Source organism: Myxococcus sp. CA056 (assembly GCF_013336715.1).
GTDB lineage: Bacteria > Myxococcota > Myxococcia > Myxococcales > Myxococcaceae > Myxococcus > Myxococcus llanfairpwllgwyngyllgogerychwyrndrobwllllantysiliogogogochensis.
Genome location: NZ_JABUMT010000005.1, coordinates 166,360 through 187,018, shown reverse-complemented (window position 1 = coordinate 187,018; position 20,659 = coordinate 166,360). Strand labels below are relative to the sequence as shown.

Genomic DNA, 20,659 nt, shown 5'->3' with positions numbered 1-20,659 from the left:
CCCTTCGCGTCCAAAGCCAGACTCAAGCCGCCCGAAGGACCGTGCCCAGCCGACGCACGGCCTCCTCGATGCGCGCTGGATCACAATTCGAGAAGTTCAATCGCAGCCCATGTGACGCCGACCGCCCGCCGCTCACGCCGAAAGCCTGCCCCGGAAGAAACGCCACCTGCTGCGTCTCCAGCGCCCGGGCCAGCAACACCGTGGTGTCGCTCCCCTCCGGCAACTCCACCCAGACGAACATCCCGCTCGTGGGCTTCGTCCACGAGGCCCCGGCCGGCAGGTGCGCCTCCAGCGCCCTCAGCAACGTGTCCCGCCGCAGCCGGTACTCCCCTCGCAGCCGCGTCAGGTGTGCCTCCAACTTCCCCGACTGGAGGAACGAGAGCACCATCCGCTGCGTGAAGGTCGCCGTGTCGATGTCGCTCGACTCCTTCACCGTCGCCAACCGGAAGACCAGCGACTCCGGCACCACCACCCAGCCCACCCGCAGCGCCGGCGCCAGGATTTTCGAGAACGAGCCGACGTAATAGACCCACTGCGCGTCCAACGAGCGCAGCGGAGGCAGTGCCCCGCCCTCCTCGTAGTGGAGCAAGCCGTACGCATCGTCCTCGATGATGGGCATGCGGTACTCCCGCGCCAGCCCCACCAGTCTCTCCCGCGCATCCATCGCGAGGCTCGTCCCGAGCGGATTGTGCCCGTCACTCATCGTGTAGAAGAACGCCGGCCGCTCCCCTGACGCGAGCAGCGACGCCAGGCCGTCCACCAGGTCCAACCCCGTCCGCGCATCCCTGCGCACCGTGAGCCGCCGCGCCTGGAACGGATCCAACACCTGCTGGAAGCCCGAGTACACCCGGTCCTCCAGGAGCACCGTCTGCCCCGGCTCCAGCAAGAGCCGCGTCAGGAGGTTCAGCCCCTGCTGCGCCCCCGTCGTCAGGAACACCTGACTCGTCGAGCAGCGCACCCCGCGCTTCGCCATCAGCGCCACCACCTGCTCGCGCAGGGGCTCCAGCGTCGGCGAGTACTGCAACGCCCCCACCTGCTCCGCCAGCACCCGCGCCGCCGCCTCCGCCATCCCCTCCGTGGGAAACAGCTCCGCGGCGGGCAGCCCCAACGCAAGCGAGAACACGCCCGGCCGGGTGATGATCTGCAGCATGTCCTGGATGGCCGAGGGCGCCAGCCGCCGGGCCCAGGACGCCAGCGGCAACTCCGAAGAGGAAGTCGAGGATGCCGTCACGTGGAGAAGCCTCCGGACGCTGACGCACAAAACGTGCGCACTCTTGAAGGTCCGACGTAATGGTAGCGCAGGCGAAATCCGCGAGGGCTAAAAGCCGTTAGAGGGAGAGACTCGCGGTGTGGACTCAGGGCCCACCCTTACAGGTCCAGCAGGCAGGCGAACGTCATCAGGGGCTTCCCTGTCTCCATGCCCTCCCAGATAATCAAACCTCGCCTGGAGAACCGATGCTGGACCGACCGATGTACCTCAAGCCCAACGTGGCGATCGAGCCACTGTACAACCAGTGGTACGCCTGGTGGTACCTGCTGTCTCCCGCCACCGCGCCGCTGTTCGTGACGAACCTGCACCAGAAGTTGATGCAGTCCTTCGTCGCCAACCCCGACGTCCACGTGGCCGCGCTGAAGAACCCGATGTTGATGGGCGGCCCGTTCATCAACCACCCCACGGCGCGCGCGGCCCGGGTGAAGGAGCTGCTCGAGCGGACGCTGCGAGACCAGGCGCACATGCTCGCGTACACCAAGGCGGTGGCGGAGCTGGAGCAGTTGATGGCGCCGAACAACGGCGGCTCGCTGGAAGCGCTCTACCCCAAGGTCCCGGACCTGCTGCGCGGCTACGTGGAGCTCACGTACGACCTGAGCAACCGCGCCAGCGCGCGTTTCATCGAGCCGCTGCTGTACAAGAGCCGCTTCTATCAAGAGTCCTCGCAGAGCGTGACGCTGATGCAGGTGGACGGCGACTGGCGCCCGTACATCTTCAGCACGCCGCGCCTCGAGGAGGACATGCCGGTGCACCTCAAGGTGCCCTACCGCCACGAGGGCCTGGACGCGCTGTTCCGCATGCGTCACACCCCGGGCTCGCCGGGCCAGGTGGCGGAGATGCTCGGCGTGCCGTCCTCGGCCGCCGCGGCGTTCGCGGACCTCTTCACGGACGCCGTGCCTCGCAAGGCGCCTCGCTATGACGGCGAGGGCGTGCGGGTGCGCTACTTCGGCCACGCCTGCGTGCTGCTGGAGACGAAGGAGGTCAGCATCCTCACCGACCCCGTCATCAGCTACGAGTTCCCCACGGACCTGCCGCGCTACACGCACGCGGACCTGCCCGAGCACGTGGACTACGTGGTCCTCACCCACGGCCACGCGGACCACTTGATGATGGAGACGCTCCTCCAGCTGCGTCACCGCGTGGGCACCATCATCGTCCCGCGCAACAACGGCAACTCGCTGGCGGACCCCTCCCTGCGGCTGATGCTCCACCACACGGGCTTCAAGAACGTGGTGGAGATCGACGACCTCCAGGAGATCACCATCCCCGGCGGCTCCATCACCGGCCTGCCCTTCCTCGGCGAGCACAGCGACCTGGCCATCCAGGCCAAGACGGCCCACCTGGTGCGCGTGGGTGGCAAGTCCATCCTGATGGCGGCGGACTCCAACGCGATTGAGCCGCGCATGTACCAGCACCTGCGCGACATCATCGGCCCCATCGACATCCTGTTCCTCGGCATGGAGTGCGAGGGCGGCCCGATGAGCTGGATGTACGGCCCGCTCCTGTCCAACCCGCTGCCCCGGAAGATGGACCAGGCGCGGCGCCTCAACGGCTCCGACTGCAACCGCGCCATGGAGATCACCAACCACCTGACGCCCAAGGAGGTCTACGTCTACGCCATGGGCCAGGAGCCCTGGCTGCGGCACGTGATGATCCTCGTCTACAACGAGACCACCCCGCAGCTCATCGAGTCGAACAAGTTCATCGACCACTGCCGCTCCAAGGGCATGCAGGCCGAGCGCCCCTACGTGCGCATGGAACGCGTGCTCTAGGCGGCGCGAGGCACCAGGAGTCCCCGGGTCTGGAGCGCGGCCAGCACGCGCTCAAGGCCCGCCTCCAAGGGCTCCGAGCTCGAGCGGACGGTGACTTCGGGCGCCTCCGGAGCCTCGTACGGGTCCGACACGCCGGTGAAGTGGGGCAGCTCACCGGCGAGGGCCTTCTTGTAGAGCCCCTTCACGTCGCGCGCGATGAGCGCCTCCAGCGGCGCCTCGATGTAGACCTCCACGAAGGCCAGCCCCGCGTCCGCGGCCAACTGCCGCACCTCCGCGCGCGAGCTCTGATAGGGCGAAATCGCGGCGACGATGACGCCGACGCCGTGCCGGGCCAGAAGGCGCGCCACGTGGCCGATGCGCCGGACGTTCTCCTCCCGGTCCTCCCGCGAGAAGCCCAGTCCGCGCGTCAGCCAGGTGCGCACCTCGTCACCGTCCATCACCTCCACCGGACGCAACGGCTCCAGCCGCGAGCGCAGCGCCCGCGAGAGCGTGCTCTTGCCCGCGCCCGACATGCCCGTCAGCCAGAGAATGAATCCGGAGCCTTGCCGATTCATGCGCACCTCAGACCGCGGGTCCGTTGATCATCCCGGCACCCACCGTCGCGTTCGTGCCTTCGTCGATGAGGATGAAGCTGCCCGTGTGCCGGTTGCGGCGATACTCATCGAAGAAGAGCGGCACCGTGGTGCGCAAGGTCACCCGGCCAATCTCGTTGAGCGCCAGCCGGGGACTCGTCTCGTCCCGGCTCAGCGTGTTGACATCCAGCCGGTAGTGCAACTGCTTCACCTGGGCCCGCGCCGAGCGCGTGGTGTGCTTGAGCGCGAACCTGGCTCCCGGCTGGAGCGACACGCCCTCCGCCAGCCAGCACACCATCGCATCCAGGTCCTGCCCCACCATGGGCGGATTGCCCGGCCGGCACAGCATGTCGCCCCGGCTGATATCCAGCTCGTCCGCCAGCGAGACATTCACCGACATGGGCGGGAACGCCTGAGCCACGGCCTTCCCCGCCAGGTCCAGTTCGCGGATGCGCGTGGTGAAGCCGGAGGGGAGCGCCATCACCTCGTCGCCCGGCCGCAGCACGCCGCCCAGCACCTGCCCCGCGTACGCCCGGTAGTCGGGGAACTTCGAGGACATGGGTCGGATGACGCTCTGCACGGGGAAGCGCACGTGGATGAGGTTGCGGTCCGACGCGATGTGCACGTTCTCCAGGTGGTGCAGCAGCGTGGGTCCCTGATACCAGGGCATCCGCTCGGAGCGCGTCACCACGTTGTCCCCGCCCAGCGCGGAGATGGGGATGAACGACAGGTCCGCCACGTCCAGCTTCATGGAGAACTGGCGGAACTCCTCGCGGATGCGCTCGAAGACCGCCACGTCGAAGTCCACCAGGTCCATCTTGTTCACGCAGAGGACCAGGTGCGGCACGCGCAGCAGCGAAGCCAGGAACGCATGGCGCCGCGTCTGCTCCAGCACGCCCTTGCGCGCATCGACGAGGATGAGCGCCAGGTCCGCGGTGGAGGCCCCCGTCACCATGTTGCGCGTGTACTGGAGGTGCCCCGGCGTGTCCGCGATGATGAACTTGCGCTGCGCCGTGGCGAAGTACCGGTAGGCCACGTCGATGGTGATGCCCTGCTCGCGCTCGGCCTTCAGGCCATCCAGGAGGAGCGCCAGGTTGACGTACTCGTCCCCTCGCGCGCGGCTGGTGCGCTCCACCGCGGCGAGCTGGTCCTCCAGAATCGAGCGGGTGTCATGGAGCAGCCTGCCGATGAGGGTGCTCTTCCCGTCATCGACGGAGCCCGCGGTCGCGAATCGAAGCAGTTCCACTAGAAGTAGCCCTCGCGCTTGCGGTCTTCCATCGCCGTCTCACTGAACTTGTCATCCGCCCGGCTCGCGCCCCGCTCCGTGACTCGCGAGGCGACAATTTCCGTGATGACCTCCGCCACCGTGACGGCGCCGGACTCCACGCACGCGGTGCAGGTCATGTCCCCCACCGTGCGGAAGCGCACCGGCGCCGTGGTGACCTCCTCGCCCGGAAGCAGCGGCAGGTAGGGAGACCACGCCATCAACATGCCGTCCCGGCGGAACACCTCGCGCCGGTGGCTGAAGTAGATGGACGGCAGCGCCACACCCTCCCTCGCGATGTACTGCCACACGTCCAGCTCCGTCCAATTGGACAGCGGGAAGACGCGCAGGTGCTCTCCCCGGCGGTGGCGACCGTTGTAGAGGTTCCACAGCTCCGGGCGCTGGTTCTTCGGGTCCCACTGACCGAACTCGTCGCGGAACGAGAACACCCGTTCCTTCGCGCGCGCCTTCTCCTCGTCGCGGCGCGCACCACCGAAGACGGCGTTGAAGCGGTGCTTCTCGATGGCCTCCAGCAACGGCACCGTCTGCGCGCGGTTGCGCGAGGCCCGCGGCCCCTTCTCCTCCGCCACCCGGCCCCCGTCGATGGCCTCCTGCACGGACGCCACGAGCAGACGCGCGCCCAGCTCCGCCACGCGCGCGTCGCGGTACTCGAGCACCTCCGGGAAGTTGTGCCCGGTGTCCACGTGCATCAGCGGGAACGGGAGCGGCGCGGGCGCGAAGGCCTTCACCGCCAGGTGCAACATCACCGCGGAGTCCTTGCCGCCGGAGAACAGCAACACCGGGCTGTCCAGTTCGGCGACCACTTCCCGGATGATGAAGACGGACTCCGCCTCCAGGGCGTCCAGGTGCGACAGCTCGTAGCTCACGCGAAAAACGCTAGCACGTCTTCCGAGGAGTCCCGCCAGTCCACTCATTCACGAATTCCGAGCAGAGGCAGCCAGTCCTGTACGCTGGGTAGAAGTCTTCAACACGCTCGAAGTACCGGGGCCTTGACCCGTTTTCCTCGGCTGTGCGACAGAACCATACCGCCATGCCCAGTGCTCCCACCCCGAACCCGAACTCTCCCGAACGTTGGTTTCCCTCCCGGAAGCCGCTGACAGACCCTCGCCTGCGGCTGTTCTGCCTGCCGTTCGCCGGAGGCAGCGCGTCCATCTACAGCGGCTGGCAGGGAGGCCTGCCTCCGGGCGTGGAGCTGTGCGCGGTACAGCTGCCCGGCCGTGAGCGGCGGTTGATGGAGAAGCCCTTCGACAACATGTCCGCGCTGATGGACGTGCTGCTGCCGGTGCTCGCTCCGCTGCTGGACAAGCCGTTCGCCTTCTTCGGCTACAGCATGGGCTCGCGCATCTCCCTGGAGCTGACGCGGCGCCTGCAGGCGCGCAACGGCCCGCTGCCCCGGGGCCTGGTGCTGGCCGCGTCCGGCGCGCCCCGCGAGTCGGACCGCAAGCCCATCCACCACCTGCCGCAGGAGCAGTTCATCGAAGAGCTGCGGCGCTATGACGGCACGCCGGAGGAGATCCTCCAGCACCGGGAGCTGCTGGAGCTGCTGGTGCCCACCCTGCGCGCGGACTTCGCGCTCGCGTGGTGGGAGAACGGCCCCGGGCCCGTGAAGCTCGACGTGCCCATCTCCGTCATGGGCGGCACCGAGGACAAGCACGTGTCCCTCGCGCGCCTGGAGACGTGGCGCGAGGAGACGCGCAACGCCGACTTCCGCATCCGCCACTTCGAGGGCGGCCACTTCTTCCTGCGTAAGCAGCAGCCCGCGATGCTCGCCGCGCTGGGCGAGGACCTCACGCGCTGGATGGCCGCTCCGGCCTGAGGCTCACGCCGCCTCGTCGAAGCGGGGCGGCGCGTCCGACTCCAGCGGCACGGTGAACTGCCACCTCACGCGGAAGGGCCGCTCCCTTGGCCCCCGCATCGCCACCGCCGCTTGATGGCGTTCGGAGGGACGCAGCTGCATGAAGCGCCAGGTCTCCGGCGTGTCCACCATCCGCGCATCGAAGGAGATGCGCGGCTCCTTGCCGGCCTCCAGGTGGAAGGCGAACTGGTCCAGCGGCAGGGACAGCCCCGCGCCCCGGGCCTTGATGTAGGACTCCTTGAGCGTCCAGTACTCGAAGAAGCGCCCGCGCTGCTCGGCGGCGGGCAGGGCCCGGAGGGCGGAGATCTCCGGGGGGGCGAAGAAGTGGTCGGCGATCTCCACCGTCTCGCCCGGCCGCTGGGCATCTTCCACATCCGCGCCCAGCTCCGCGTCGAGCCCCACCGCCACCAGCGCCATGCCGTCCGTGTGCGACAGGTTGAAGCGCAGCCGCGCGCCCCACTCACCCCGCACCTCCGGCCTCCCGTATGCGTTGGTCGAGAAGCTCCACGCCGAGGGCGCCACCGGCGCGTAGCGCGACAGCGTCAGCCGCACCAGCGCGTGACTCACCAGGTATTGCCGCTGGTGACGCTCGAAGCGGAAGCGCTTCTGCTTCTCGCGCTCCCCTGAATCCAACAGCCCCCAGTAGGCGTCCAGGAGCCGCTGTTCCTGGATGCGCTCGGGCTCGACAATCCACACATGGACTTCGTCCGGACGAAGCTCCAGCGGAACGGCGACAGTCGACATGCCTCACCTCTACCACGCCGGGCCGCACCCCGCGTAGGCTCGGAACTCCAAGTCCGGCCTCGCGCCGGAATGGGGGGAGCAACATGGATCCGCACGCCGCGACGAAGAAGCTGGAGACGCTGCGCACGCTCATGGCCGGCCACACCGATACCAGCGAGGAGCGTCGCATCCTGGACCTCCTGCGCGACGCCAACGCCGCCGAGCTGAACTACCTCCTGGCCAACATCGACCTCGAGTCCCTGCTGGGGGACATGGATGACCGCATCTTCGGGCCGGACCACCACACCGCCCTGTTGACGATGCTCTGTCGCGAGCGCGCCGCCCAATTGGCCCTGCCGGTGCGCGCAAGCCTGGTGACAGCGCTCCAGCGCGGGGGCACCCCCGCCACCGCGGAGCGCGCCCTGCGCGACATGTTCCTGAGCGTGCACGGCCGAGAGCTGACCGCCTTCAAGAACCTGCTCGACGCCGGCAACAACCACCAGGACCTGGAGAAGCTCCTCTTCGACGACGTGGACGACCCGGCGCTGCGCGAGGAGATCCTCGCGCACATCCTCCGCGAGGGCGAAGCGGCACCCAGTGGCGAGAACAAGGTCCTCAGCGACATCGACGACACCTTCTTCGCCAACCTCAAGGACACCCGGTACCCATCCAAGACCGTGTACCCGGGCGTGCTCGCCTTCTACGCGGAACTGGACCGCGGCCCGGGCATCATCCCCGGCCGGGAGGGCGACCTCACCTTCGTCACGGCCCGGCCCATGGACCCGCTGGGCGCGGTGGAGAACCTGACCTTCGACTCCCTGCGCAAGCACGGCGTCCCGCCCCATGTCGTGCTCTCCGGCAGCCTCACCCACCTGCTGGGCAACTCCCGCATCGCCGCGAAGAAGTTCGACAACTTCCAGCGCTACGTGCGCGTCTTCCCGGAGTACGGCTTCGTCTTCGTGGGCGACAGCGGACAGGGCGACGTGGAGTTCGGCGACAAGATGCTCACCGCCGCCCCGCACGCCGTCCACGCCGTGTTCATCCACGACGTGGTGGACACCCCGGAGACCACCCGGCGCGCGTGGCGCGAGAAGCGCATCCACTTCTTCGACACCTATGTGGGCGCCGCGCTGGAGGCCTTCGCGCTGGGCCTCATCTCCCGCGACGGACTGGCTCGGGTGGCCATCGCCGCGCGCGAGTCGATGGAGGGCATCGCCTTCACCTCCGCGGCCCAGCGAGATGCCCGCAAGGTGGAGCTGACCCGGGACCTCCAGCGCGCGGACGCGCTGACGTCTCCGTCGCCTCCCGCGGCGCACTGACGCCTCCCAGGCGTCGAGCACGAGAAGCTCGGGGGTGCCCTCCGGGCCCGGCGCGCTGACGCGTACCGGACGGCCTCCGGCGCGCGATGACGCCTGGGTGAGCAATCCCCTTCCACCGTCCCTGGGGGCAGTTGGCGTGGGCCCAACCCCCACCAACTTTCCCCCCGCTCCCTCATGGGAGAAATGGGGGCGGCGCGGGCCGCCACGGGGAAGGGGTGGCGGCGTGATGGGGGACGGGACCTGATGGAGCTCTTTCCCATCCAGCTGCTGTTCATCGTCGTCTTGATGAACCGCTACATCCTCGGTCCGTTCCTGCGGCGCCTGCGCGGGTCCAGCATCGACCGGGTGGACGACACGTACCGGCCTCGCGTCGCCATCGTCATCCCCCTCTTCAACGAGGGGAAAGGCATCTTCCACGCCATCCGCAGCCTGCTGGAGCAGGACTACCCCAGCGACCTGCTGCAAATCGTGGTGGTGGACGACTGCTCCAACGATGACAGCTACACGTGGGCCCTGAAGGCCGCGGAGGGACACTCCAATGTCCTGGTCATGCGCAACCCGGAGAACATGGGCAAGCGCAAGGGCATCAACCGGGGCGTGAAGGCCGCGGTCGACGCGGAGATCATCGTCTCGGTGGACTCCGACGTCATCGTGGACCGCTCCGCGGTGCGCAACCTCGTGCGCCGCTTCGTCAGCTCCCGCATCGCGGCGGTGGGCGGACGGACGTACGTGACGAACCGGCACCAGAACTGGCTGACGCGGATGGTGGAAATCAAGTTCCACTTCGCCCAGCAGTGGCTGAAGGACCTGGAGCGCAGCTTCCGCCAGGTGATGTGTCTGTCCGGCTGCCTCACCGCGTATCGCCGGCATGTGCTCCTGGAGCTGGAGCCCATCCTGGAGGCGCGCTCCATCGCCGGCATACCCATCAAATACGGCGAGGACCGGTTCCTCACGCGGCAGATCGTCAAGCACGACTACGAGACGGTCTACACGCTGGACGCGTTCTGCTTCACCGCCGCGCCCGCGACGCTGGCCGGCTACTTCTCCCAGCAGCTGCGGTGGCGGCGCTCCAACCTGGTGGACCTGCTCGGCGGCCTGTCCCACGCGTGGCGCCTGCACCCGGTCATCACCATCCACTACGTGTCCCAGCTCGCGCTGCTGCTCGCCTACCCCGTCGTCATCGTCCACAACGTCCTCACCGGCGAGTTCCTGGACATCCTCTCGTTCCACTTCCTCGTCATCGGGTTGCTGGGAATCATCTACCGACTGGAGACGCGGCATCTGCCCGAGGACCGACGCGTGCACGGGGCGTGCTTCCTGCCCATGGCGCTGCTGATGCCGGTGACGTACGCGCTCTTCACGCCGTTGGCACTGCTGACACTGGACTCCGGGAGTTGGGAGACGCGGGGCAGCCCCAGCGTCGCCCCGGCTCCCTCCACCGAAGAAAACCGGAGCGGACTGCCGCCCAACCCCGCCGGAGAGGGCTCGCCATGAACCAACGTGTCGCGAATCGCATCAATGCCATCGCCGTGTCCACGTACAAGCTCCTGGGCTCGGTGCTCCTGGGGATCATCCTGGCGGCGCTGGTGTCCTTCCTCGCGGTCCAGGGCTTCTTCCTCCTGAGCCATGGCTGGGTGACGCCCACGGTGGTGTCCCCCACGGACCCGCAAATCCTCTCACTGAACACGCAGCTCGCGGCGCAGACGTCGGCGAGAGACCACGTCGTCGCCGAGCGGCGCGCGGTGGAGAACCGCATCGAGGATGCGGAGCGCACCGTGTCCGCGGAGCGCGCCTTCCAACAGCGCTTCCTGGTGGCCCTGCGCGGCGAGCGTGCATCCAAGGACCGCGCCGCGAAGCGACTGGCCTCCCTGCGCCATGAGTACGGCCGGGCCCGTGAGGAGATCCTCAAGTCCAACCGGGCCTACGCGGGGCTGTCCCGCGCACGCACGGACGCGATGTATGGCGCGCGGCTGCTCCAGCAGGAGGACAAGCTCACCATCAATCACCACCTGGCGCAGCTGGCGCAGAGCAACCTGGCCCTCGCGCAGACCACGGTGGACATGGAGACTCGAGTCGACTCGCTCCATCGGGAGCTCGCGGGGCTGACGGCGGTGCAGAACGGCATGGGCAAGGACGGCACGCCCGTGGGAATCACTCCGGACGTGCTGCTCCTGGAGCGCGAGTACACGCACTCGGTGCTGGAGCAGGCCCGCGCCGTGGCGACGCTGCGAAGCCTGGAGCATGACCTGAAGGCGCTCGACGACGTGTCCCAGCGCTACGAGGCGCTCATCGTGTCGCTGCGAGCCTCGCCCTATCTGCGCGCCATCGAGAAGGACCTGACGGTGGCCTTCGTGCCGTACGAGAACCTGAACAACGCGGCCGTGGGCACGCCCCTCTTCGCGTGCGCCGCGAAGGTCATCTGGTGCCGCGAGGTGGGCGTCGTGGGCCGGGTGCTGGAGGGTGAGGTCTCCATCAAACACCCCATCCGTCAGCACATGCTGCGCGGGGTGATGGTGGAGGTGAAGCTCACGGACTCCGCGTCGGCGCGCGAGGACCTGCTGCACCTGGGCCGCGCGCCCCTGGTGCTGTGAGGGCATGCGCACATGAAGACGTGGAGAAGCCCCATGCGGAAGACTCTCACTTGTGGCGTGTTGGTGTTGCTCGCCGCGCGAACCCCGGCGGCCCACGCGGAGCAGCCCACCGAGTCGGCCACTCCCGACGCCCGCGTGGAGCAGCGCGCCGCGGGCTACTGCGACTGGGTTCAAGGACTGGGCGACGCGGAGGCCGCGCTGGAGCTGGCACCCGAGGTGTTCGGCAGCTTTGGCGTGGTGAACACCGGTGAGGCCGAGGGCGGCGTCCCTCTTGGCAAGCCGAAGCTGCGGGTGACGGCGGGCCTGAGCTACGACTTCGTGGGCCTGTACCGGGGCCACAAGATTCACCGACGCGCGGCGGCGGAGTGCCGCCGACACCAGGCGCTCTCCTCGCTCCAGGCGGCGGTGAGACAGGGCATGGGGCTGGGTGAGGACTCGGCGCTGGAAGCCCGGGCCCGCGTCCTCCAGGACGCCCTGCCCCGCGCCGAGGAGCTCGTCAACGCCTTGCGCGCGGACCTCCGGGACGGCCGGGCGACGCTGGAAGAACTCAACGCGATGCAGGTGCGCCTGGACAACCTGCGCTCCCTGAGCACGGACACCGCGCTGGCGCGAGAGCGCCTGGCGTCGCGCCCCGAGTTTCCTCGCGGACAGCGACTGGAGCCCTTGCTGGAGGAGCTGCGCGCGGCGGATGACGCGGTGGAGGTCGCCACCGGAAGCCTGCGCCGCGCCAAGGCGTGGGAGCTGAGCGTGCGCGGAGGGTATGACGAGGTCTTCGACGTGGAGCAGGAAGTCCCCCTCTTCGGGCAGGTCATGCTGACGTATGACCTGGGCCACCTGTGGCAAGGCAAGGCGAATGCCCGGGCCCGCGACGGTCGTCGTCGTTCGACGACGAATGACGTGGACGGCGTGCATCAGAAGATCTCCGAGTTGCTGGTGGAGCTGCGCTCGCGGCATCGGACGGAGGAGGCTCGGCTGAGGGAGGTCTCCGCGCTCGTGTCGGACCTGGAGGGACAGCTTCGCGAAGTGGAAGCACTCCAGACGCGTGAGATTCGCCGCTTCCGCGACTACCTCCTCCTGGAGCTGGCGCGGTTGCGCGCGGAGCAGGCGTACCTGACGGCGCACGTGGAGGCGCTCACGTCCTTCCTCGGGACGACGCGTCCCTGATGTCGGCCAGGGCCCCGAGCCGTGTCCTCGTGGCCTGTCTGGGGTTCGGAGTGCTCTCTGTCCTCGGGTGGGCTCGGCCTCCGCCCGGTGACGCCCAGAGTCCCGGCGCCATCCGAGGCGCGGGCGCGCGGAAGAAGGAACGTGTGACGACCTTCGCCCCGGTGCCCTTGTCGAAGTTGCGGGTCACGCAGGGCGCGCTGCGCGAACGGACCGATGGACGGCTCGACGTGGAAGGCGCACGGCTGCGAGCCATCGTTCCCGGCACGAACACGACGTCACGCGCGGAGCTGCGCTTCTCGCTCCGAGGCTCCTCCAGCGAGCAGCGGGCCCTGCAGTCCGGAGAACAGCGACAGCAGGCAGGCCTCAAGCTGCGCGCACGCGACGGCTGCAACGTGCTGTACGTGATGTGGCGCTTGGCTCCGAAGGCGGACATCGTCGTCAACTACAAGCGCAACCCCGACCAGCACCACAGCAGTGATTGTGGCAATCGAGGCTATGTCACCGTCCGCCCGTTCCGACGCAGCGCGGTGAGCGCGCCCTCCAAGGGAGAGGAACACACCCTGCGCGCCGAGCTGGCCGGAGTGACGTTGCGCGTCTGGGCGGACGACTCGCTGGTCTGGGAGGGCGACCTTCCCCCAGAGGCCCTCGCGCTCGACGGTCCCGTGGGCCTGCGCTCGGACAACGTGCGATTGACGCTCCAGCTCCGAGTCCCCCCACCCTGACGCATTCCTTCCAGGTGCCAGACTGGTGTCTTGAAGAGACTTGAGGGCATCCTGCGCGTCCACGCAGGGACATGAAGAGGCCCGTATGCTCGCTGGACGTCTGGGTTCACTCCGCTGGCTCGTGCTGTCGTCGTTGGGAGTGGGCGCGCTGGGGTGTGGCGGTTCGCTGGAGGCCGTCGAAGACACGTCGCCGCGCGACACGGAGGCCGCCCTCACGGGACTCCAGGGCAACACCGTGTATGGGCGATGGCTCGGCTCTGGTGGACGCAATCCCACCCATCCCGGCAACCGCACGTTCTTCGTCGACCACGCGGGCCCCACGGCGACGGTGACCTTCACCCTCACCTCGTCCGTGGATGCGTACCTCTACCTGCTCGATGCCAGCGGCAACGTGCTCGCGGAGGACGACAACAGCGCGGGCAACCTGGGCGCGCGCGTGTCCCTCTCCCTGGCCCCGGGCACCTACAAGCTCGTCGCGGCGACCGCTTCACCGGGCCAGAGCGCGGACCTCACTCTCGCCTCCGACAGGGCGCCGCTGCGCTTCAGCCAGCGACTGCTCTTGAAGCCCGTGTCGACCTTCCAGTGGATCTACGACGACAGCGGCACGGGCTCCAACAACGACGTCTCCATCTGGCGCCCCAACCTCGCCCAGGCGCCCGGCTATTACTCACTCGGCGATGTCGCGATGCCCAACGGCGGCGGAGGGCCCGCTCCCGCGACAGCGCTCGTGGTGCAGGGCGAGGGAGACCTGCTCGCCCGCCCCGTGGACTACGTCTGGGTCTGGGACGACAAGGGCTCCGGAGGAACCCACGATGGCTCGTTCTGGGAGCCCGTGGCGCCCGCCGGCTACACCTGCCTGGGCGCGGTCGGGGTGCTGGGTTACGGCAAGCCCTCCACGGACCTCATCCGCTGCCTCAAGAGCGAGTACGTGGTGGCCGCCGACCCTGGCGCCGTGTGGAACGACAGCGGCTCTGGCGCGAACAACGACGTGGGCCTCTGGCAGAGCAACGCCAGGGACCACCGGGGACTGCCTGTCGCCACCTTCGTGGCACGGCCCAGTCACTCCGACACGGGAGGCAGTCGCTACTGGGCCCTCAACAAGAGCGCGACGGCGCACCCGGAGCTCCAGGGGCTGCCCGTGAGCGCCGCGACGGCGGCGGCCTTCGCCCCTCGCGTGTGGATGCACCCCGGCGAGGCGTACTTCCCCTCCTCCACGGAGTTCCACCTCGCCAACGTCCACGTGGAGGGCGGCCATCAGGTGACGAACCAGGCCCTGGGCTGTGACTCGTGTACGGACCCGCAGTTCCTGGATGGGCAGCGGCCGAACCAGGCGCCCGTGCCTGTCTATGCGGAGCTCATCACCCGCACCGTGAATGGGCTGCCCACGTCCACGACCGACGTGGTGTATTGGATGTTCTACCCGTACAACAATGGCAAGCGCGTCTGCATTGGCTGGTACTCCCCCTGGGGTTGCGTGGGGGGCTATTCCACCTTCGGCAACCACGTGGGGGATTGGGAGCACGCGACGGTGCGCTTCGTGGAGGGCCGGCCGTCGCAGGTCTACCTGAGCCAGCACTCCAACGGGCAGACCTTCACCTATGGCGACAAGGGCATGGGCTTGCTGGGCTGGCGGCCGGAGCTCTTCTCAGCCCAGGGCTCCCACGGCGTCTACGCGGATGCCGCCCGACACATCTACCGGCAGTTGCCCAACGGCGACTTCCTGGCGGATGACACCGGACGCGGCATCGCCTGGGACACGTGGAGCGCGCTGGTGCCCTTCGACTGGCGCACGCCGGGCACCTTCGAGGGGAGCCTGGCGTGGCTGAACCGCACCGAGCGCTGGGGAAACCCGAAGTCGGGCTGCGAGGTCTCCGAGCCCATCGCGGGGGAGTGCGTCCTCAACGACGGGCCCACCGGCCCCATGTCGAAGAGCGCGTCACGGCCGGACTTCCTGCCCCTCGACTGACACGAGAGGGGCACTCGCCTTGCGGCCCTAGTTGATGGGGTACGCGTGGACGAAGAGGAAGACGAGCATGCCCTGGAACAGCGCGAAGCCGAGCACCACGGGCCCTCGCAGCGCGGGGTGCCGGCCGAGCCAGGCTCCCAGGGGCAGGAAGGCGGGCCACGCAGCCGCGCTGTAGCGGCCCAGGCCCACCAGCCCGACGGTCCACAACACGAGCATCAGCGGAACGCCAAAGGCCGCCAGCGCCCACCAGCGCCGGCGCGCCAGGAGCAGCAAGGCCCCCACGCCGGGGACGAAGGAGAGCGCCACGTAGAGGCTGACCTCGGGCGCCCAGTCACCCTTCCACCAGGTCAGCAGCCCCGCCCAGGCCCCCGCCCACTCGCCTCCGCGCACCTTCCACCAGATCTGCGGGTCTCCGAACTTCCGCCAGAGGAAGACGAAGTAGAGCGAGGTCATCACCAGCGGTATCGCCAGCGCGAGCATGTCGCGGTGGAACCACGCCCGAAGCCCGCCCCCACGAGAGCGCACCTGCTGGAACAAGAGGGACAGGCCCGCCGCCAGGGACAGGTGCCGCGCCAGACCGCCGAAGCCCAGGGCGAGCGCCGCCCACCAGTGACAGCCGCGCAGGCTCAAGAGCAGCGCGAGCGCGGTGAGGAACACCATCCACGACTCGGGGTAGCCCGCGGACTGGAAGAAGGCGAAGGGATACGCCGTGAAGAGCAGCAGCGAGACACGGGCCGCCTCCTCGCCTTCCAGCGCGCGAAACAGCCGATACAGGACGATGAGTCCCAACAACCCGGCGACGTTGGCCACCAGCACCAACGAGACCTGGATGCTCAGGCCCGTGGCGTCTCGCACCAGTCGCCCCAACATGGGCAGCAGCGGGAAGAAGTTCGTGGCCTGGGGGCGCTCGTAGCCCTTCTGCGCGATCTCCATGTACCAACCACAGTCCCATCGACAGAACGCATCCAGCCCCGCCGGGCCCACCTGCTGGAAGGGCGCGCGGTGGAGCCTGTTGTCGAACGCGAGCGATACGCGCGCGAGCAGCAACAAGGCCAGACGGCTGAAGAAGAAGAGCCCCACGGGAAAGGCCAGCTCCGCGCCCAGCACGCGCAACCGCGCGCCCAGGGACATAGGCAGCGGCGCCTCTCCTGAAACAGGAACATCGGTGGACATGCGGTGGAGAAATCCGAGGGTGCGGGAACGGCGGACACCCTACCCTACTCCCTCGCCCTTCACAGCGGGGAAGACCCCGGCGGCCGTGCCCAGAACGACCCCGGGAATGGTAGTCTCATCTGTCTCGCCCAGGTTGCGCGGGTGCGAGGAGCCTGGGAGGTCCACATCATGCGTGCAAAGGCTGGCTGGGTCGCGACCGCGGGAGTCGTGACGGCCCTCGGAGTCGCCGCGCTGCTGCGCCAGGAGCTGACGGCACGAATCCGTCCGCCTCCTCCGGCCGCCGTCACGCCCGTGCCCCTCCAACCCGCGGCCCCTCACGCGAGCCCCTCCGCACCCAGCCCTCGTCCACCTCTGACGCCGCCCACGCGGGATGGGACGGGACTCGCCGAGGTCCGCGTCGTCTCCGCCCAGGATCAGCGGCCGCTCGCGGGAGCCATGGTCGCCATCATTCGCGAGCCCGTCGACCTGGCCAATCCCTTGGAGTCCGCGCTCACGGATGAGCAGGGTCTGGCGCGGTTCCCCGCTGCGCTCCCCGGTCACTTCCACCTCTGCGCGCGCGGCGCGGGGCATGGCGAGGACTGCGTGCCGGACGTGGGGCTCGTCGCCGGAGGAACCATCACCGCCCACCTGGCGCTGCCTCCTGGCGCCACCGTCACCGGACAGGTGCTCAAGCTCGATGGGACGCCCGCCCAGGGGGTGCGATTGATGGCCAGGGGCGAGCGCTCGGTCGAGAAGTGGATGCCCACCCAGGCCATCACGGACGCGCAAGGCCACTACCGCCTGGATGGCGTTTCGCCGGGCCCCGTCTACATCCATCCCTTCTCCCACGAGGGCCAGGGGCTGGGTCGCGACCTCGACGTCAAAGCGGGAGAGGAGGCTCGGCTGGACATCCAGTTCGCGGGCTTCACCACCGTGACAGTCCAACCCTCGCGCAGCCGCAATCGCCGCTGGTCCCGGTTCAAGAAGTCCAACAACGTGGATGTCATCGAATCCGTCTCCGTCGGCGTTCCGCTGCGGCGTCAGGACGATGGCGGTTGGACCGGCAACGTCGAGGTGGGAAGCCACACCGCGCACGTGAGCGGCGTCCACGGCTGGTCGACCCTCGACGGATGGAAGAAGGTGGAATTGGCCCCCGGAGTCCCGCTGTCCATCAAGGTTCCGTATGACTCGAACGTCCACGGAGTCACCATCGGGCCACCCCATCCTCCGGTGCCGCACTACTTCGAGCTGGCGGGTCATGTCCTCATGCCGGACGGCACGCCCGCGAAGGGGGCACGCATCTCCGTGATGAAGCCCACCCAGTACTGGAGAGGCTGCAGTCAGAGCCCTCGCTACTTCAGCCAGATCCGCTTCGAGGGCTCGGCCTTCGTGGTGAATCCCGTCATGGGGACGCAGACCGTCCATGCGTGGCTCGATGACGGCCGCGCCGGCAGCGTCACCGTCACGGCCACCGAGGGCCAGCGGGTGGTCGCGGACATCCGCTTGGAGGACACCGGCGCCGTCGTCGGCCACGTCGACGTCACCCAGGAGGGGACGTATGTCGTGGGCCCGCGCCTGAACGTCGACGACTGGCTCTACCACCCCATGTCCTTCCGGGGGGCGGACGGGCGCTTCATCGTGGCGGGTCTTCCGCCCGGAGATCACTTCCTGACGATGGAGGGAAGTCTCGACAAGCGCCCCTTCGTCATCGAGGGCGGGGCTCGCACGGACCTGGGACACCTCAAGGCGGACACGCTGGCCCGGACGCCCTGACTCGCGCGAAGCCCTCGCGTCGGGTCCCGGCGCGCCTCGGCGAGGGCCGAAGCGCGCGGGCGACACTTCAGAGCACGGTGCGGATGGACCGGTCCCCGGCGATGTACTGGTTCAGCGTGTAGCCGAAGTCCGACGTACAGCCGGCATCCACCTTGCGGAGCAGCGCATACAGCGCGCGGCCCACCGGGACGGTATCGAGCACGGACCTCACGCTGAAATGCTCTTCATGCGCGGTGACCTTGAGGTCCTCGTCGAGCACGACCTTGTGCACCGCTTGATAGGTGAAGGAGTCCCCGACCAGCTTCTGCCAGGGGCGCCACAGGAGGAAGTGCTTGAAGACCAGCGTGCACGTCACGTCGGCCAGCACGACGTGCGAGCCATCCGGACGGACGGTCTCCGCGACATCCCCGAACACGATGCGGCAGTCCGTGAGGAACGCCCGGTTGACGTAGACGAGCCGCCGGATGCTCTCGATTCCCTGCACCGAGAGGAGCGGATCCTGGAAGGTGGCATCGGGATGGTAGTGCTTCGTCGCGGCCGCCCGAGGCGGGCGCTCGTCGACGCCATAGAGGATGGGCAGGATGCTCCGGACGAGCTCCGCCGCACTGCTTCGGGACTCATGGAGAGACAGGGTGGAATGCGCGACATCCCTCATCTGGGATACCTCCGACTGGGGTGGTGAAGCTGCTTCGAGCCCGAGCACGCATCAAGCCCGGACAGAAAAACCACGCGGCGGCGCCAGGCCCGTCAGCGCGCCCTGGAGCAGCGCGGAGCGCGGGGAACTCAGCGGCAGGGCTGGCGGCATGGAAGGCGCGACGGTCACCGCGGCGTTGCGAGGCGCTCCCCAGCGGTCGCCCCGAACAAGCATGACGGCGTCGCGCGCGACCCCCGCGCCAATGACAGCCACACGACGTCGACGGAAGGGGGTTCGCCCTGTGGGAATGGCACGCATTCGGAGGCCGGGATGGTCTCCGTTCGGGCGGGGGCTCGTAATCGCCTGTCAGTCGCGGATGGCTGTCGGCTGCTGGACGGCGACCTTTCCGGACACGGCACCCTTCATTTCGGCGACGACAAGGCCCCGGCGCGCGAGCACGCCGGAGCCCCTTGCAACCATCGACTCAGGTCAAGGCAGCGGCGGCAGCGTCAGCACGCCGTTGCACTGGCCGGGGGAAGCAGGCACGCCGGCGCCGCCCCACGGCGCGCCCGTGTTCACCGTCACGCTGCCGCTGGGCGGCGGCGGACACCCGAAGCCCGAGGCCTGGCGCACGGTGACGTTGACGTTGGCCGGCAGGTTGTAGAGGACGTCGGTGCCCGCCCCCACGCACATGTTGCGCGTCTGCGTCCCACCGGTGGGGATCGGAATCTCCAGCTCCAGGCAGATGGGCAGCACGGTGCCGGGCGGCAGCGACGCGGCGTTCACCACCACGCGCAGACAGGCGGGGTTCGTCTTTTCGATGTCCGCATTGACGAAGCCAATCTCGCTGGTGTTGCCCCCGAAGCCGGTGGACGAGATGCGGCTGCAGTCGTCAGGGTCACACGTGACGGTCTCACGCACCCCGCACTGCGTCGGGTTGGGCGCCCGCGTGGCGGGGGCGGCCTGCTGGTTCCACACGTTGGTGCCGACACCCATGGACCACAGCGCGATGGAGCTCGGCGCGGAGCCGGCCATGTCGTTGGTGAGCGGGATGAAGATGCGGGCCGTCGCGCCCGCGCGCAGCTTGAGCAGGGTGCCCTTGGCGTCGCGCACCTCCGTGTAGATGGCGCCACGCGACTCCAGGAAGACCGTCTGGCCCGCGCGGTTGATGGCGGCGTCCGCGCCCGGCATCGCGAGCAGGCCCGTGTCGATGTAGCGCACGCCCACCGTGAACGGGGGGAGGGGCTGCTCACCGGAGGGTCCCTGGAGCGCGCTCAGGTTCACCTGGATGGAGGCGCCGCTGCGCGGGTCCGCCACCGTGGGGGTGCCGCCAGTGAAGGTCTGACGGTGGAGCGTGTGGAGCACGAACCGGGCCCCGAGCACGTTGCGCGTGATGGCGCCGACGTGGGGCATGTACCCCGGCGCGGTGATGGTCAGCGCGGAGCCCATCGGCGCCGGCGCGGACACGGAGAATGAGCCATCCGCGGCCGTGAGCGTCCCAATGCCACGCAGGTCCACCATCGCGCCAGCGACCGGCGCGCCCGTGGCCGTCGTGACGACGCCACAGGCCGTCAGGCCCGTCGACGAGGGCGTACACTGGACGAGCGGACGCGCCTGCTCCACGGAGGGCTGAGGCTCGACCTCCGCGTCAGGCGCGCCACAGCCGCCACCGAGCACCACCGCGCCTCCGAGCAGACCGCACAACCATAGCCACTGCTTGCCAGCGATTCTCGACAGAGACATCACATACCTCCGGATTGGGAGAGAGGTGGCATCGGGCTCGATGACACCCAGGAGCACGATATGTGATTCATCTGACGTTGCCACGACTGTCACAGGCGTTCCAATCCCGGCGTCAATA

The 20,659-nt window shown here is 68.8% G+C and carries 17 protein-coding genes; 9 read left to right on the top strand and 8 right to left on the bottom strand.

Features of this window, described 5'->3' with window-relative positions; all coding sequences use genetic code 11:
- Nucleotides 1–22: 22 nt before the first annotated feature.
- Nucleotides 23–1,231: a PLP-dependent aminotransferase family protein gene (locus HUA76_RS23015; protein WP_174462080.1), complete on the bottom strand. Its 1,209-nt coding sequence runs from the start codon at nucleotides 1,229–1,231 to the stop codon at nucleotides 23–25.
- Nucleotides 1,232–1,455: 224 nt separating this feature from the next.
- Here HUA76_RS23015 and HUA76_RS23010 point away from each other — a divergent pair, with 224 nt between their 5' ends.
- The gene (locus tag HUA76_RS23010) at nucleotides 1,456–3,042 is read left to right on the top strand and encodes an MBL fold metallo-hydrolase (RefSeq protein WP_141644535.1); all 1,587 of its coding nucleotides are present in this window, start codon (nucleotides 1,456–1,458) and stop codon (nucleotides 3,040–3,042) included.
- On the opposite strand, the gene cysC is transcribed toward HUA76_RS23010, so the two are convergent.
- The 3 genes from cysC to cysD are packed head-to-tail and all read right to left on the bottom strand — an operon-like array spanning nucleotide 3,039 to nucleotide 5,765.
- Entirely contained in the window at nucleotides 3,039–3,596 is a 558-nt protein-coding gene (cysC, locus tag HUA76_RS23005; protein WP_174462079.1) for an adenylyl-sulfate kinase, read from the bottom strand. The two genes, HUA76_RS23010 and cysC, sit on opposite strands and share 4 nt — an antisense overlap.
- 7 nt (nucleotides 3,597–3,603) lie before the next feature.
- Nucleotides 3,604–4,860: a GTP-binding protein gene (locus HUA76_RS23000; RefSeq protein WP_174462078.1), complete on the bottom strand. Its 1,257-nt coding sequence runs from the start codon at nucleotides 4,858–4,860 to the stop codon at nucleotides 3,604–3,606.
- Entirely contained in the window at nucleotides 4,860–5,765 is a 906-nt protein-coding gene (gene cysD / locus HUA76_RS22995; RefSeq protein ID WP_220137878.1) for a sulfate adenylyltransferase subunit CysD, read from the bottom strand. The genes HUA76_RS23000 and cysD overlap by 1 nt, the downstream gene beginning before the upstream one ends.
- Before the next feature lie 164 nt (nucleotides 5,766–5,929).
- Between cysD and HUA76_RS22990 the strand changes: the two genes are divergently transcribed.
- Nucleotides 5,930–6,715, top strand: a complete 786-nt coding sequence (locus HUA76_RS22990) for a thioesterase II family protein (protein ID WP_141644539.1) — start codon at nucleotides 5,930–5,932, stop codon at nucleotides 6,713–6,715.
- 3 nt (nucleotides 6,716–6,718) lie between these two features.
- On the opposite strand, the gene HUA76_RS22985 is transcribed toward HUA76_RS22990, so the two are convergent.
- Nucleotides 6,719–7,498: a 4'-phosphopantetheinyl transferase superfamily protein gene (locus HUA76_RS22985; protein ID WP_141644540.1), complete on the bottom strand. Its 780-nt coding sequence runs from the start codon at nucleotides 7,496–7,498 to the stop codon at nucleotides 6,719–6,721.
- Between the two features lie 83 nt (nucleotides 7,499–7,581).
- Here HUA76_RS22985 and HUA76_RS22980 point away from each other — a divergent pair, with 83 nt between their 5' ends.
- The 6 genes from HUA76_RS22980 (at nucleotide 7,582) to HUA76_RS22955 (ending at nucleotide 15,239) form a co-directional block, all read left to right on the top strand.
- A complete protein-coding gene (locus HUA76_RS22980; RefSeq protein ID WP_141644541.1) occupies nucleotides 7,582–8,796 on the top strand; it encodes a phosphatase domain-containing protein in 1,215 nt (404 codons plus the stop codon).
- Nucleotides 8,797–9,039: 243 nt separating this feature from the next.
- On the top strand, nucleotides 9,040–10,290 hold the full coding sequence (locus HUA76_RS22975) for a glycosyltransferase family 2 protein (protein ID WP_174455306.1): 1,251 nt from the start codon (nucleotides 9,040–9,042) through the stop codon (nucleotides 10,288–10,290).
- Nucleotides 10,287–11,387, top strand: coding sequence for a hypothetical protein (locus HUA76_RS22970; protein ID WP_141644543.1), 1,101 nt, complete (start codon nucleotides 10,287–10,289; stop codon nucleotides 11,385–11,387). The genes HUA76_RS22975 and HUA76_RS22970 overlap by 4 nt, the downstream gene beginning before the upstream one ends.
- Nucleotides 11,388–11,420: 33 nt before the next feature.
- Entirely contained in the window at nucleotides 11,421–12,551 is a 1,131-nt protein-coding gene (locus HUA76_RS22965; RefSeq protein WP_141644544.1) for a hypothetical protein, read from the top strand.
- 143 nt (nucleotides 12,552–12,694) lie between these two features.
- On the top strand, nucleotides 12,695–13,273 hold the full coding sequence (locus HUA76_RS22960; protein ID WP_371823509.1) for a hypothetical protein: 579 nt from the start codon (nucleotides 12,695–12,697) through the stop codon (nucleotides 13,271–13,273).
- A gap of 85 nt (nucleotides 13,274–13,358) precedes the next feature.
- Nucleotides 13,359–15,239, top strand: a complete 1,881-nt coding sequence (locus HUA76_RS22955; RefSeq protein ID WP_174462076.1) for a Vps62-related protein — start codon at nucleotides 13,359–13,361, stop codon at nucleotides 15,237–15,239.
- Nucleotides 15,240–15,266: 27 nt separating this feature from the next.
- Here HUA76_RS22955 and HUA76_RS22950 read toward each other — a convergent pair whose 3' ends face one another.
- Nucleotides 15,267–16,412 carry a mannosyltransferase family protein gene (locus HUA76_RS22950; protein ID WP_174462075.1) on the bottom strand — a complete coding sequence of 382 codons (1,146 nt, stop codon included), beginning with the start codon at nucleotides 16,410–16,412 and terminating at the stop codon, nucleotides 15,267–15,269.
- Nucleotides 16,413–16,580: 168 nt separating this feature from the next.
- On the opposite strand from HUA76_RS22950, the gene HUA76_RS22945 reads away from it, so the two are divergent.
- A complete protein-coding gene (locus HUA76_RS22945) occupies nucleotides 16,581–18,164 on the top strand; it encodes a carboxypeptidase-like regulatory domain-containing protein (RefSeq protein ID WP_174462074.1) in 1,584 nt (527 codons plus the stop codon).
- Nucleotides 18,165–18,231: 67 nt separating this feature from the next.
- Here HUA76_RS22945 and HUA76_RS22940 read toward each other — a convergent pair whose 3' ends face one another.
- Together HUA76_RS22940 and HUA76_RS22935 are read right to left on the bottom strand one after the other, a co-directional pair.
- Nucleotides 18,232–18,819 (bottom strand): hypothetical protein, encoded by a 588-nt coding sequence (locus tag HUA76_RS22940; RefSeq protein ID WP_174462073.1) that lies wholly within the window; start codon nucleotides 18,817–18,819, stop codon nucleotides 18,232–18,234.
- A gap of 468 nt (nucleotides 18,820–19,287) precedes the next feature.
- Nucleotides 19,288–20,541 carry a carboxypeptidase-like regulatory domain-containing protein gene (locus HUA76_RS22935; protein ID WP_174462072.1) on the bottom strand — a complete coding sequence of 418 codons (1,254 nt, stop codon included), beginning with the start codon at nucleotides 20,539–20,541 and terminating at the stop codon, nucleotides 19,288–19,290.
- Between the last annotated feature and the right edge of the window lie 118 nt (nucleotides 20,542–20,659).

Bases quoted from the DNA above. Each gene is read 5' to 3' on its own strand.
- cysC (WP_174462079.1), bottom strand. From the start codon at position 3,596: ATGAATCGGCAAGGCTCCGGATTCATTCTCTGGCTGACGGGCATGTCG.
- HUA76_RS22955 (WP_174462076.1), top strand. From the start codon at position 13,359: ATGCTCGCTGGACGTCTGGGTTCACTCCGCTGGCTCGTGCTGTCGTCG.
- HUA76_RS23010 (WP_141644535.1), top strand. From the start codon at position 1,456: ATGCTGGACCGACCGATGTACCTCAAGCCCAACGTGGCGATCGAGCCA.
- HUA76_RS22975 (WP_174455306.1), top strand. From the start codon at position 9,040: ATGGAGCTCTTTCCCATCCAGCTGCTGTTCATCGTCGTCTTGATGAAC.
- HUA76_RS22980 (WP_141644541.1), top strand. From the start codon at position 7,582: ATGGATCCGCACGCCGCGACGAAGAAGCTGGAGACGCTGCGCACGCTC.
- HUA76_RS22990 (WP_141644539.1), top strand. From the start codon at position 5,930: ATGCCCAGTGCTCCCACCCCGAACCCGAACTCTCCCGAACGTTGGTTT.
- HUA76_RS22985 (WP_141644540.1), bottom strand. From the start codon at position 7,498: ATGTCGACTGTCGCCGTTCCGCTGGAGCTTCGTCCGGACGAAGTCCAT.
- HUA76_RS22945 (WP_174462074.1), top strand. From the start codon at position 16,581: ATGCGTGCAAAGGCTGGCTGGGTCGCGACCGCGGGAGTCGTGACGGCC.
- HUA76_RS22950 (WP_174462075.1), bottom strand. From the start codon at position 16,412: ATGTCCACCGATGTTCCTGTTTCAGGAGAGGCGCCGCTGCCTATGTCC.
- HUA76_RS22935 (WP_174462072.1), bottom strand. From the start codon at position 20,541: ATGTCTCTGTCGAGAATCGCTGGCAAGCAGTGGCTATGGTTGTGCGGT.
- HUA76_RS22940 (WP_174462073.1), bottom strand. From the start codon at position 18,819: ATGAGGGATGTCGCGCATTCCACCCTGTCTCTCCATGAGTCCCGAAGC.
- HUA76_RS22965 (WP_141644544.1), top strand. From the start codon at position 11,421: ATGCGGAAGACTCTCACTTGTGGCGTGTTGGTGTTGCTCGCCGCGCGA.
- HUA76_RS22970 (WP_141644543.1), top strand. From the start codon at position 10,287: ATGAACCAACGTGTCGCGAATCGCATCAATGCCATCGCCGTGTCCACG.